The sequence below is a fragment of the Ruegeria arenilitoris genome (assembly GCF_013030265.1).
GTDB classification, from domain to species: Bacteria; Pseudomonadota; Alphaproteobacteria; order Rhodobacterales; family Rhodobacteraceae; genus Ruegeria; species Ruegeria arenilitoris_E.
Genome location: NZ_WPZQ01000003.1, coordinates 299,002 through 310,924, shown reverse-complemented (window position 1 = coordinate 310,924; position 11,923 = coordinate 299,002). Strand labels below are relative to the sequence as shown.

The 11,923-nt window shown below is 56.9% G+C and carries 13 protein-coding genes; 8 read left to right on the top strand and 5 right to left on the bottom strand.

The genetic code is table 11. From position 1 onward, the window contains the following. The first annotated feature begins 74 nt into the window (after positions 1-74). The 3 genes from rsmI (at position 75) to gshB (ending at position 2,299) form a co-directional block, all read left to right on the top strand. Entirely contained in the window at positions 75-932 is an 858-nt protein-coding gene (gene rsmI / locus GOX61_RS06760) for a 16S rRNA (cytidine(1402)-2'-O)-methyltransferase (protein WP_170332315.1), read from the top strand. Between the two features lie 4 nt (positions 933-936). Then, positions 937-1,305 (top strand): YraN family protein, encoded by a 369-nt coding sequence (locus GOX61_RS06755; RefSeq protein WP_170332313.1) that lies wholly within the window; start codon positions 937-939, stop codon positions 1,303-1,305. A 61-nt stretch (positions 1,306-1,366) separates the two neighbouring features. Then, a complete protein-coding gene (gene gshB, locus GOX61_RS06750) occupies positions 1,367-2,299 on the top strand; it encodes a glutathione synthase (protein ID WP_170332311.1) in 933 nt (310 codons plus the stop codon). Here gshB and GOX61_RS06745 read toward each other — a convergent pair. The 4 genes from GOX61_RS06745 to cobU form a co-directional block, all read right to left on the bottom strand. Next, positions 2,296-3,807: a YifB family Mg chelatase-like AAA ATPase gene (locus GOX61_RS06745; RefSeq protein WP_170332309.1), complete on the bottom strand. Its 1,512-nt coding sequence runs from the start codon at positions 3,805-3,807 to the stop codon at positions 2,296-2,298. The genes gshB and GOX61_RS06745 overlap by 4 nt on opposite strands. Before the next feature lie 70 nt (positions 3,808-3,877). After that, a complete protein-coding gene (locus tag GOX61_RS06740; RefSeq protein ID WP_170332308.1) occupies positions 3,878-4,747 on the bottom strand; it encodes a glutathione S-transferase in 870 nt (289 codons plus the stop codon). Positions 4,748-4,805: 58 nt separating this feature from the next. Continuing rightward, entirely contained in the window at positions 4,806-5,384 is a 579-nt protein-coding gene (locus tag GOX61_RS06735) for a histidine phosphatase family protein (protein WP_170332306.1), read from the bottom strand. Then, positions 5,381-5,902 (bottom strand): bifunctional adenosylcobinamide kinase/adenosylcobinamide-phosphate guanylyltransferase, encoded by a 522-nt coding sequence (cobU, locus tag GOX61_RS06730; protein ID WP_170332304.1) that lies wholly within the window; start codon positions 5,900-5,902, stop codon positions 5,381-5,383. Before cobU ends, GOX61_RS06735 begins: the two co-directional genes overlap by 4 nt. 100 nt (positions 5,903-6,002) lie before the next feature. Here cobU and GOX61_RS06725 point away from each other — a divergent pair, with 100 nt between their 5' ends. The 5 genes from GOX61_RS06725 to GOX61_RS06705 all read left to right on the top strand — a co-directional run bounded on the left by GOX61_RS06725 (position 6,003) and on the right by GOX61_RS06705 (position 10,511). Then, positions 6,003-6,881, top strand: a complete 879-nt coding sequence (locus GOX61_RS06725) for an RNA polymerase factor sigma-32 (protein WP_155149932.1) — start codon at positions 6,003-6,005, stop codon at positions 6,879-6,881. Then, positions 6,878-7,702: a ChaN family lipoprotein gene (locus GOX61_RS06720; RefSeq protein ID WP_170332302.1), complete on the top strand. Its 825-nt coding sequence runs from the start codon at positions 6,878-6,880 to the stop codon at positions 7,700-7,702. Before GOX61_RS06725 ends, GOX61_RS06720 begins: the two co-directional genes overlap by 4 nt. 77 nt (positions 7,703-7,779) lie before the next feature. Then, positions 7,780-8,976, top strand: a complete 1,197-nt coding sequence (gene coaBC, locus GOX61_RS06715; RefSeq protein ID WP_170332615.1) for a bifunctional phosphopantothenoylcysteine decarboxylase/phosphopantothenate--cysteine ligase CoaBC — start codon at positions 7,780-7,782, stop codon at positions 8,974-8,976. A gap of 30 nt (positions 8,977-9,006) precedes the next feature. Beyond that, a complete protein-coding gene (gene dut / locus GOX61_RS06710) occupies positions 9,007-9,462 on the top strand; it encodes a dUTP diphosphatase (protein ID WP_170332300.1) in 456 nt (151 codons plus the stop codon). Continuing rightward, complete coding sequence (locus GOX61_RS06705; RefSeq protein ID WP_170332298.1) at positions 9,462-10,511, top strand: HesA/MoeB/ThiF family protein; 1,050 nt, start codon at positions 9,462-9,464, stop codon at positions 10,509-10,511. Before dut ends, GOX61_RS06705 begins: the two co-directional genes overlap by 1 nt. A gap of 63 nt (positions 10,512-10,574) precedes the next feature. Here the strand turns inward: GOX61_RS06705 and GOX61_RS06700 are convergent, their stop codons facing one another. Then, complete coding sequence (locus tag GOX61_RS06700; protein WP_170332296.1) at positions 10,575-11,786, bottom strand: trans-sulfuration enzyme family protein; 1,212 nt, start codon at positions 11,784-11,786, stop codon at positions 10,575-10,577. Between the last annotated feature and the right edge of the window lie 137 nt (positions 11,787-11,923).

Here is an 11,923-nt window from a genome sequence, read left to right as displayed (position 1 = left end):
CCTGATCCAGCGGCTTAGAATGCTGCTATTCTGTTGAGCCGCGATAATAAACGTCATGCTGCGAGGGTCCAGCTTTGAATTTCCAAAAGATCAGATTGGCTGCTGGCCTGTACTTTGTTGCCACTCCGATCGGAACGGCGCGTGACATCACGCTCAGGGCATTGGATGTACTGGCGTCGGCTGATGTCATTGCGGCCGAGGATACACGCAGCTTGCGCAGGTTGATGGAAATACACGGTGTTCCGCTGGATGGGCGTCGTATTCTTGCCTATCACGATCACAGCGGAGCGGGTGCGCGTGGCAAAATCCTCGAAGCGCTTGAGCAGGGAAAATCAGTTGCCTACGCCTCCGAGGCGGGCATGCCACTTATTGCCGATCCAGGCTATGATCTTGGCCGCCAGGCCGCCGAAGCGGGTCATGCGGTGACATGTGCGCCCGGGCCCTCTGCCGCTCTGGCTGCGCTGACACTGGCAGGGTTGCCTACAGACGCGTTCTTTTTTGCTGGGTTCCTGCCCAATGCGTCAGGTGCGCGGCGGACGAGAATCGAAATGCTACGCGACATTCCGGGAACGCTGGTGTTCTACGAATCTCCAAAACGCATCTCCAGCAGCCTGGCGGATCTTGCCGACGTGTTGGGATCAGATCGTCAGGCTGCTTTGTGCCGCGAGCTGACCAAGAAATTCGAGGAAGTGCGCCGTGGGACACTTGGGGAATTGGCTGAGGAGTATCAGTCCAAAACCGTCAAAGGTGAAATAGTCCTGCTTGTTGATCGCTCTCATTCGCAATCTGTTAAGGAATCCGACGTAGAAGAGGCTTTGATCAAAGCCTTGGAGACACATTCGGTTCGGGACGCTGCCGATCTTATTTCAGAGATGTACAACCTCCCGCGCAGACCGATCTATCAAAAGGCGCTGAAGCTGGGAAAAGGATGAGTTCATGCAACGATCGGTTCGTAGCTCTGTTTCATATCACGCAGGGCAATCAGCCGAATATTTTGTTGCATCAGACTATGAGCGCCGTGGTTATCACATTGCAGAGCGCCGCTGGCGTGGCGCCGGTGGCGAGATTGATCTGATCGTACGAAATGCGGATGGATTTGTTTTTGTCGAAGTAAAGAAAAGCTCAAGTTTTGATGCAGCCGCTGCCCGGATCAGCCGTCGTCAGATGGACCGCATTTGCGCCTCGGCCGCGCAATATCTTGATCAGCAGCCTCGGGGACATTTGGCCAATGCACGTTTTGATGCGGCGTTAGTGAATGCCTTAGGTGAGCTTCAAATTATCGAAAACGCGTTTGGTCAGGCCTGATCACCATTGAACCCTTCGTTCCTCTGCGCCATGTATCGAGCGTGGAATTGAGGGATAAGCCATGAAGATCGCCTTTCAGATGGACCCGATCGGGGCCGTGGATATCAACGCCGACAGTTCGTTCCGTCTGGCCGAAGAGGCACAGGCACGCGGGCATGAGCTGTTCTTTTACAGCCCGGATCAACTGGCTTATCAGGAAGGGCGCATTACCGCTCGTGGTCAGGACATGACGGTGCAGCGTGTCGCTGGTGAACCGGCTGTGTTGGGTTCGGAACGCGAGGTTGATCTTGCGGATTTCGATGTGGTTTGGCTGCGTCAGGATCCGCCGTTCGATATGCACTACATCACATCGACCCACTTGCTGGATCGACTGAAAGGGCAGGCGTTGGTGGTGAATGATCCGTTCTGGGTCCGTAACTACCCGGAGAAACTGCTGGTGTTGGATTTTCCCGACCTGACGCCGCCAACGACCATCGCGCGGGATCTGCAGACCATCAAAGCTTTCAAAGAAAAACATGGCGGTGTCATCCTGAAGCCGCTTTATGGCAATGGTGGTGCGGGTGTATTCCGGTTGGATGCAAATGACCGCAACCTGACCTCGCTGCATGAATTGTTCACCGGGTTTTCACGAGAGCCTCTGATCGTCCAGAAGTTCCTGCCGGACGTCAGTAACGGCGACAAGCGCGTGATTTTGGTGGATGGCGAGCCGGTCGGTGCCATCAACCGCGTCCCTGCCGAGGGGGAGACACGTTCGAATATGCATGTCGGCGGTCGACCCGAAAAAATCGGCCTGACAGAGCGTGATTTGGAGATCTGCGCCGCCATCGGGCCTTTGCTGAAAGAAAAGGGGCAGGTGTTTGTCGGGATCGATGTGATTGGCGATTACCTGACTGAAATCAACGTGACCTCCCCAACTGGTATTCAGGAGCTTGAACGCTTTAACGGCGTCAACGTTGCTCAGAAGATCTGGGAAGCGATTGAGGCTAAGATTTAAGCAGCGACCTTGGCGCTGATGCGAAAGCTCAGCGCCTCGGCCACATGCGGGCGTCTGACATCTGGCGCGCCTTCGAGATCAGCAATTGTCCGGGCGACCCGAAGAATGCGGTGAAAGGCGCGGGCTGAAAGACCGAACCGCTCGGCCGCTTTCAGCAGCAGATCTTTACCTTCTGCATCCGGCGCGGCGATCTCTTCCAAAAGATTTCCTTCCACATCTGCATTCTGACGCGTGGCAGTTCCCTGATAGCGATCAGCTTGTACCAACCGGGCTTTTTCAACCCGGGCGGCAACGATTTCGGAGCTGTCGCCGGATGGGGGCAGGTCAAGGTCTGTGAAACCGACAGGTGGCACCTCGAGCCGCAAGTCAAAGCGATCCATGAGCGGCCCCGAGATGCGTCCAAGATAGTCTTCCCCGCAGCCGGGTGCGCGCGAGCAGGCGCGAGACGGATCGGTCAGATATCCGCATTTGCATGGGTTTGCGGCCGCAACCAGCATAAACCGGCAGGGGTATTTTACATGAGCATTGGCGCGCGCCACCATGACCTCACCGGTCTCGATGGGCTGGCGCAGAGTTTCCAAAACGGTTCGCGGGAATTCCGGAAATTCATCCATGAACAGCACGCCATTGTGGGCAAGGGAAATCTCACCGGGTTTCGCACCCTTCCCACCGCCCACAATTGCTGCCATCGAAGCTGTATGGTGCGGCTCTCGAAATGGACGTGAACGGCTGATGCCGCCTTCATCCAGTAATCCGCACAGGGACTGAATCATCGAGGTTTCAAGCGCCTCAACAGGCGTAAGCGGAGGCAATATTCCCGGCAATCGGGCTGCCAGCATGGATTTGCCTGATCCGGGCGTGCCGATCATGATGAGATGATGGCGCCCGGCTGCGGCAATCTCCATCGCTCGTTTGGCTCGCTCCTGACCCTTGACGTCGCGCAGATCGCGGGCGCTGGGCGTCAGGTTTACCTCGCCGGGCTGGGCGATAGGTAAAGGTGACTGGCCAGAGAAATGCCGGACCACATCCCCAAGGGAACCGGCTCCAATTACCTGCGTCGCATCAACCCACGCCGCCTCGGCGCTTGAGGCGCGGGGACATAGAAGCGTTCGATCTTCAGCAGCGGCGGTCATGGCTGCTGGCAAGGCGCCAACCACGGGAACCAAAGAACCATCCAGCGACAGCTCTCCCAGCGCTACGGCACCTTCGGCAGCATCGGCTGGAATGATTTCCAGTGCCGAAAGCAAGGCGACAGCAATCGGCAGGTCGAAATGGCTGCCCTCTTTTGGCAGATCGGCAGGGGACAGGTTGATCGTTATCCGTTTTGAAGGGAGTGCGATCGCCATCGAACTGAGCGCACTGCGCACTCGGTCACGGGCCTCGGACACAGCTTTGTCCGGCAGGCCGACAATTGAAAACGCAGGAAGACCGGGCGAAACGGCGCATTGGACCTCGACCGGCCGGGCATCGACACCCTGAAAGGCAACAGTATGAGCTCGGGCGACCATGGCTGTCCTGTTCTTGGTTAACAGGTCGTTGCTGCCATGGCCGCGGTTTAGGAAGTGTTAACGACGCGGATTAATTGATCAGTGCCATGAATTTTGGCCAGGCTTCCGGGTCGGCCACTGTTTTGTCCCTGCAGAACGGATTACAAAACCCCCAACGATTTCCATCGAGTTCCAGGTAGTCGGAGACGGGTTTGCCCGAATACGGACAATTCGCATTGATCGAGGGGCCAGCCTCCAGAGGTTTTGCCTTGGAGGCACCGCCAACCGGCCATGGCTTGGAGCGCAGCTTCTGGGCGTAGGGAAACGGATCATACTGCACGGTCAAACCCATCGCTCTCCATTGCCTGACCGGTGTATCCGAGAGCAGCCCCAGACAATAGTCGCGGTTCTTGTCAGATACCGGTAGCCCATATCCGATGATCCGGGCGGCAACAGGGGTATAAAACACATCGGCCAGAGAATATTCGCCAAACAGCGGCCCGGATGATGCGCCGGAAACCTTGCGAGCGTGATCCCACAGCGTTTCGATTCTTTCGAGATCTGCCAATGTACCCGCTGATGGGACAAAGTCTTCCCAGCAATGCAAAAGTTGCATCGGGCATTCGCTTCGCAGGGAAGTGAAGCCGGAAACCATTTCTGAACATAACCATCTTGCAGTTGCGCGTGCGGCGGCATCCTTGGGCCAAAGCCCTGCATCTGGATGACGTTCAGCCAGAGTTTCGGCCATGGCTAGGCTTTCGCCAACAACTGTTCCGTCCGGCAAGCGCAATGCCGGTACCAGACGGGCTGGGGCGAGGGGTTTCATATCCTCGGCCATAGTCCCGGAATAGAGGCCAATCATATGGGTTTTATAGGGAAGGCCAAACTTCTCCAGCATCAGCCATCCGCGCATGGACCAGCTTGAAAACAGCCTGTCCCCGATAAATAGATCATAAGTCATGCCCCGACGATGTCGGATCATATATCATTCGTAAATCGGTTATTTGTGCGGAGTTTTATCACGGAATGTGATTGATCCGTTCCACAGACCACCTATCGCCATGATCCGTGATTTCGGTGACAGACAAATTGTCGATACGATGTGAGAACGCCTGTTGGGCATCAACTGCCAACGCACGTTGTACCTGCGTGAGTATGACGCCGAAATGTGCAACCACGATCAGGTCAGATCCGGTATGTTCGGCAATCAGCCCGTCGATCACCGCATCCACCCTTGCGCAGACCTGATTCCAGCTTTCACCTTCGGGTGGGCGCACCTCGCCCGGATTATCCCAATAGGCAAAAGCCAGTTCAGGATTCTCGGCCTCGATATCCGCAAAAGGCCGCAGTTCCCAGGTTCCAAAGTTAATCTCTCTCAGGTCCGGATGATGCGGCAAACGGCGGCGTGTCCCTTCTATTGCGCTGGCAGTGTCAGCGGCGCGGGAAAGATCTGAGGACACAACAATGCCTCCGGATGGCAGATGGGCCTGAAGCCTTGCAATAGCGGCATGATCGCTCAGATCGGCAGGAATATCCGACCAGCCTACCATTGTTTTGGCATGCGTCGGGCCGTGTCGGACGAGGTGCAGACGTGTCACGGAAGCTGACCTTTCAAAACCAGTGGTAATCCGGCGGTGACCTGTACGACCAGGTCAGCCTGCGCAGCCAGTGCGATATTCAAACGCCCCTGCGCCTCGCGAAACCTGCGGGCCAGTGCGTTATCCGGGACGACCCCGTGACCTACCTCATTCGAAACGATGACGATTTGCGCCGGGCAGGTGCGCAGATCATCAAGAAATTCAGCCTGGGCCTGAGCGATGTCATTCTCAGCGAGCAAGTGATTGCTCAGCCACATGGTGGCACAATCGATAAGGCAAATCTGATCCCGACTCAGGCCCGCAAGCACAGGCTTCAGGTCAAACGGGGCCTCAATTGTCGTCCACCCCGTGCCGCGTTGTGCAATATGCTGCCTAATTTTTTGGCGCATCTCATCATCAAACACTTGTGATGTCGCTACGTAAACCCGGTTTTTATCCGTTGAAACAACCAGTTGTTCGGCAAAAGCGGATTTTCCCGATGCTGCGCCGCCCAGAACAAAGGTTAAATTGGGATGCACTTTTATTACCTTTCTGGTGATCCACCCGGTTTTGCCCTGCGTATCGACACCAAAACGTCAAAGCAAGACCGGCCCGCGCCAGCAAACAAGGGAGAGATGCATGGCACTGGATAACCCAAGTGACTTTTCGATGTCCCGTAGGGCCATGAAGGCCGAATTGCTGGACGCAGAAACAGAATTGCGACTCGCCTACGCGTGGAGAGATGATCGCGACGAACAGGCGCTTCATCGTTTGATCACTGCCTATATGCGGCTGGCGATCTCGATGGCGGCGAAGTTCAAACGCTACGGAGCGCCGATGAATGATCTCATTCAGGAAGCTGGTTTGGGATTGATGAAGGCCGCCGATAAGTTCGACCCGGATCGCGGGGTTCGGTTTTCGACCTATGCCGTCTGGTGGATCAAGGCGAGCATCCAGGACTATGTTATGCGGAACTGGTCGATGGTGCGGACTGGTTCGACCTCTTCCCAGAAATCCCTGTTTTTCAATATGCGGCGCGTCCAGGCGCGGCTGGAGCGGGAAGCCGCAACAGATGGTCTTGAGTTGGATCGCCACCAGTTGCACCAGATGATCGCGGCCGAGATTGGGGTCCCACTGCGGGATGTCGAGATGATGGAAGGGCGCCTTTCTGGCTCTGATTTCTCTCTCAACGCGGTGCAATCGACCGATGAGGACGGGCGCGAATGGATTGATGCGCTTGAAGATGATCGGGAGCAGGCAGCCGAAGCTGTTGAACATAGCCATGATACCCAACAGTTGCGTGAATGGTTGGTGACAGCGATGCAGGCTTTGAACGATCGCGAGCGGTTCATTGTTCGGGAACGCAAACTGCGTGAACCGGCGCGCACGCTGGAGAGTTTGGGGCAGGAACTTGGTCTGTCCAAAGAGCGCGTACGACAGCTTGAGGCGGCAGCCTTCATCAAAATGCGCAAGAACCTTGAAGCGCAATCCCGTGAGGTGCAACACTTCTTCGCATGAGACATCTTGCGATTCTTGCCACCGCCGCAATTCTGAATTTTAATTTTGCTTCTCAGGTCCTTGCTGACGAATACCTGCCCGACAACGTGCGCGAGCGGATGCGGTCAGCAGATGTCATTATTCTGGGTGAAATTCACGACAATCCACAGCACCATTATATCCAGGCCGAAGCGATCGAAGTGATTGATCCTTCGGCTGTGGTCTGGGAAATGGTGACAGAGGAAGGTGCGCAGCGCCTTGCTCAAAAAGCGGTTTCCGATCCCGAAGAGCTTTCGCGAATCCTGCGCTGGGTTGAATCCGGCTGGCCACCGCTCAGCATGTATTACCCGGTGTTTCAGGCAAGCGAAGCACCAGTGTACGGCGCAATGGTTCCGCGCAAGGCTGCACGGGCGGCGATGGAACGTGGTGCAGCCACTGCTCTGGGGGCGGATGCAGCGCGCTACGGATTGACGGTGCCACTGGCCGCCGAAGATCAGGCCGCACGCGAAGCGGATCAACTGGCGGCTCATTGCAATGCAATCCCCGAAGAGGCGCTGCCTCAGATGGTTGCGATTCAGCGGCTACGGGATGCGGTCCTGACACGCGCTATCCTGACTGCGATTGACGACACCGAAGGGCCGGTTGCCGTGATCACCGGCAATGGGCATGCACGCAAAGATCGCGGCATTCCCACCTTTCTGTCTCGTATGCGCCCGGGTCTGAAGGTTTTTGTGCTGGGACAATCCGAAGATGGCGTCATCGAAGGCGAGTTTGATGTGGTTATCGACAGCCCTGCGGTCGAACGCGAAGATCCGTGCAAAGCCTTTGAAAATCAGGACTGAGCTGCAACAATATCCGCTGGAACTCATCGGTGGCGTTGCCTAATGTCAGCGCCGACCGGGACGTGGAAGGGCTGAACATGCTGGCATCCAAACGTATTCTTCTGATCATCGGCGGGGGAATTGCGGCTTACAAGTCGTTGGATCTGATCCGGAGACTGAAAGAACGCGGCGCGGCGGTAACGCCTGTTCTGACCCGCGCTGCCGAAGAATTTGTTACGCCGCTTTCGGTGTCTGCACTTGCCGGGGAAAAGGTGTATCGCGATCTTTTTGATCTGACGGATGAGGCCGAGATGGGGCATATCCAGCTCTCACGCTCTGCCGATTTGATTGTTGTTGCTCCGGCCACGGCCGATCTTATGGGCAAGATGGCAGGTGGTCTGGCAAATGATCTCGCCTCTACTTTGCTGATGGCGACAGACACACCTGTGTTGTGTGCCCCTGCAATGAATGTGCGCATGTGGGATCATCCAGCAACGCGGCGCAATCACGAACAGCTATTGGCTGATGGCGTCAGCTTCGTTGGCCCTAACGAGGGCGATATGGCGTGCGGAGAATACGGACCAGGCCGCATGTCTGAACCGCTGGAGATCGTGGCTGCAATCGAAAATGCGTTTGAAGCGGGCCCCTTGGCTGGCAAGCGCATTCTGGTGACATCTGGTCCTACGCATGAACCCATTGACCCGGTTCGCTATATTGCAAACCGATCATCGGGGGCACAGGGAACAGCGGTTGCCCGGGCTATTGCCGCAATGGGTGCCGAAGTTGTTTTTGTGACCGGCCCTGCAGATGTGCCCCCACCTGAGGGCGTGCAGGTTGTTCAGGTTGAGACAGCCCAGCAAATGTCGGATGCGGTGGACGAGGCCTTGCCCGTCGATGCGGGCGTGTTCGCGGCGGCGGTTGCAGATTGGCGTATTGCGGGGGCTTCGGATCGCAAGCTGAAGAAAAGCCGCGACGGTGTTCCGGCTTTGGAGTTTGCCGAAAACCCGGACATTTTGAAACGTGTCGCGAATATGGAAACCAATCGCCCGGGGCTGGTAGTTGGCTTTGCCGCCGAAACCGATAACGTAATCGAACACGCAACGTCCAAACGTAAGCGCAAAGGATGCGATTGGATCGTCGCAAATGACGTGAGCCCGGCGACCGGGATCATGGGCGGGTCCGAGAACGCGGTCATATTGATTTCGGATGATGGCGCTGACGAATGGCCCCGTATGGGCAAGGATGCCGTCGCCAGGCGTCTGGCAGAGAAGATTGCAGAAGCTCTCAACGCGTGATCAGCGCAGAAACAGAAAAAGGGTGCCAACATGGTTGCAATTCGTGTGATCCGCGAGGACAGCGCTGATCCGGCGGTGGCGTTGCCTTCGTACGAAACCACAGGAGCAGCGGGTGCGGATGTGCGCGCAAACTTACCCGATGGCAAGGCGATCATTCTCGAACCCGGAGAACGCACCCTCGTGCCAACTGGCCTGAGGATCGAAATCCCCAATGGGTACGAAGTTCAGATTCGTCCGCGCTCGGGTCTGGCCCTGAAACATGGCATCACGCTGCCCAACACGCCCGGGACCATCGACAGCGACTATCGCGGTCCTTTGGGAGTGATCTTGCTGAATGCCGGGCAGGAGCGGTTCGAAATCAGCCACGGCGAACGGATCGCGCAACTCGTTGTCGCTCCGGTGGTTCAGGCAAGTTTTGAAGCTGTCGAGGAACTGAACGTCACTGAACGCGGCGCTGGCGGTTTCGGCTCCACCGGTCGCAGCTGATGCTGTTGGTGTTCTTCCTGGCCGCGGCCCTTTGGGGTATCGGCTGGATGGCAGGTGTTTCCCGTACAGCCCGTTCGGCGTCAGTCGCGGTGTTGCTGCTGGGTGTGTTAACAGCTCAGCTGATTTTGCCGTATGGCCATCCGTTGCGAGAAGCCACCGGAGGATCGGCCGCGATTTGGCTCATCCTTGGTGGGTTTGCAGTGCTGGTTCTTCTCTACAGTCGGATGCTAAAGCTTCTGCGTGCACGCGCTGTGCTCACGCAGGACAAGGAGCAGACGATGGCCTCCGATCAATTCAGCGAAACAGAACTGGAACGATATGCCCGACATATCGTTCTTCGGGAACTTGGCGGTCCAGGGCAGAAGCGACTTAAAAAAGCTCGGGTGCTGGTGATCGGAGCAGGTGGCCTGGGCGCGCCGGCGCTGCAGTATTTAGCGGCAGCGGGTGTCGGGACAATTGGTGTGATCGATGATGATGTGGTTGAGAATGCCAATCTGCAGCGGCAGGTGATCCACCGTGATACTGATATCGGCATACCCAAGGTCTTTTCTGCGCAACAGGCAATGGAATCGCAGAACCCGAATGTTGTGGTCCGCCCTTATCACCGCCGTCTGACTGAAGAGATCGCCTCTGATCTTTTTGATGAGTATGATCTGATTCTGGATGGAACGGATAACTTTGAGACGCGCTATCTGGCGAACCGCACAGCCGTCGCGCGCGGCAAGCCCCTGATCTCGGGCGCGTTGTCCCAGTGGGAGGGGCAGCTAAGCGTATTCAACCCTGCTGAAAGCGGACCTTGCTATCAGTGCATCTTCCCCGAAGCGCCTGCCGCCGGTCTTGCGCCTTCCTGTGCCGAAGCCGGGGTCATCGGCCCCTTGCCCGGTGTTGTTGGATCGATGATGGCTGTCGAGGCGATCAAGGTTATTACTGGGGCTGGCCAGCCTCTGGTCGGAGAGATGCTGATCTACGACGCGCTTTATGGTGAAAGCCGGAAGATCGCCTTGTCCAAACGTGCAGATTGCCCGATTTGCGCGGCTGTAACCACATGATCCGAGCCACCCAATCCTGCGTGGCGCATCTGTGATGCGCCCAACAGGGGCGGGAGCCTGTTTTTAACCCAGCGCGCGATCCAGATCGGCAATCAGGTCATCGGCATCCTCCAGCCCGACGGACAGGCGGAAAATCCCATCTCCGGCATAGGCGCGATAGTCCTCCAACTGGGCGTCCTGCAATTTGAACGAGGTCTCCATCAGGCCGTCAGTTCCCATCCAGAAGATCAGACTGCGATGATGCCCAAGAGAGACCGCATAGTGGATCACCTGCAGCCGCTCGATCATCTGCTGTGCGATACGTTCGCCCGTGGCTGCATCGCCAACCTGAAATGATATCATCCCGGACATGTTTGACATCTGTCGTGCCGCCAGTTCGGCCTGAGGATGCGATGCCAGACCGGGATAGATGACCTTTGTAACCCTCGGGTCTGCTTCCAGCCACTTTGCAACGGCGGTAGCTCCCTTCTGATGCGCCCTCATGCGCAATGGCAGGGTCGATGCCCCACGCGCAATCAGCCAAGCATTGAATGGGGACAGTACACCGCCATGATGAATGCCTGCTTCAGCCCGCATCTTCGCGATCAATTCGGCAGAACCTGCAACAGCCCCACCCACTGCATCGCCGTGTCCGCCGATGTATTTCGTAATCGAGTGCATCGTCAGATCGACCCCGAGCGCGGCCGCATCCATTCCCAGTGGTGAGGCAAAAGTTGCGTCACAACTCAACAACGCTCCGGCTTCTCGGGCCAGTTTTGAGATCGCCGCCAGATCCGTCAGGCGACCGATTGGATTTACAGGGGTTTCTGTATGGATCAACTTTGTGTTTGGGCGGATCGCGCCCGCAACGGATGCGGGATCGGACATATTGACGGCAGAAACTTCGATCCCCATCCGAGGCAGAGTTTCACGTGCCAGTTCCGCCACGCCTGCGTAAGACACGTCCGATACGATCAGGTGATCACCGGCTGAGAGAAAGGTGAAAAAGATCGCAGACGCCGCTGCCATTCCGGAAGCTGTGGCAAGGCAAGCTTCGGTGCCTTGCAGAGCCGCGATTTTGGCCTCGAGCCCGGCAACAGTCGGGTTGGCCCACCGAGAATAGACATAGGGGCTGTCAGGTGTCAGGTCATGGGCGGAGAACCCGGCGACATCTTCGGTCAGATAGGTCGAACTCATGTGGATCGGTGGTGCCGATGCATTGGTTGAGGCGTCCGGTGGATCACCCGCATGAATGGCCGTTGTCATGATGCCAGCAGTGCGGTTCGTTTTGGTCATGTCCTATCTCCCTTTCCAACGGACCCTGATTGCTGGGTTCATATGGCGCAAGCGTTATTGCGACAGAATTTGCCGTATCAGCCGGTCTGCCTCTGGACCATTGTGCCCGGCCTACCTAGCTTGACGATCAAAGGAGA

Bases quoted from the DNA above. Each gene is read 5' to 3' on its own strand.
- GOX61_RS06755 (WP_170332313.1), top strand. From the start codon at position 937: ATGCAACGATCGGTTCGTAGCTCTGTTTCATATCACGCAGGGCAATCA.
- gshB (WP_170332311.1), top strand. From the start codon at position 1,367: ATGAAGATCGCCTTTCAGATGGACCCGATCGGGGCCGTGGATATCAAC.
- GOX61_RS06745 (WP_170332309.1), bottom strand. From the start codon at position 3,807: ATGGTCGCCCGAGCTCATACTGTTGCCTTTCAGGGTGTCGATGCCCGG.
- GOX61_RS06740 (WP_170332308.1), bottom strand. From the start codon at position 4,747: ATGACTTATGATCTATTTATCGGGGACAGGCTGTTTTCAAGCTGGTCC.
- GOX61_RS06725 (WP_155149932.1), top strand. From the start codon at position 6,003: ATGGCACTGGATAACCCAAGTGACTTTTCGATGTCCCGTAGGGCCATG.
- GOX61_RS06720 (WP_170332302.1), top strand. From the start codon at position 6,878: ATGAGACATCTTGCGATTCTTGCCACCGCCGCAATTCTGAATTTTAAT.
- coaBC (WP_170332615.1), top strand. From the start codon at position 7,780: ATGCTGGCATCCAAACGTATTCTTCTGATCATCGGCGGGGGAATTGCG.
- dut (WP_170332300.1), top strand. From the start codon at position 9,007: ATGGTTGCAATTCGTGTGATCCGCGAGGACAGCGCTGATCCGGCGGTG.
- GOX61_RS06705 (WP_170332298.1), top strand. From the start codon at position 9,462: ATGCTGTTGGTGTTCTTCCTGGCCGCGGCCCTTTGGGGTATCGGCTGG.
- GOX61_RS06700 (WP_170332296.1), bottom strand. From the start codon at position 11,786: ATGACCAAAACGAACCGCACTGCTGGCATCATGACAACGGCCATTCAT.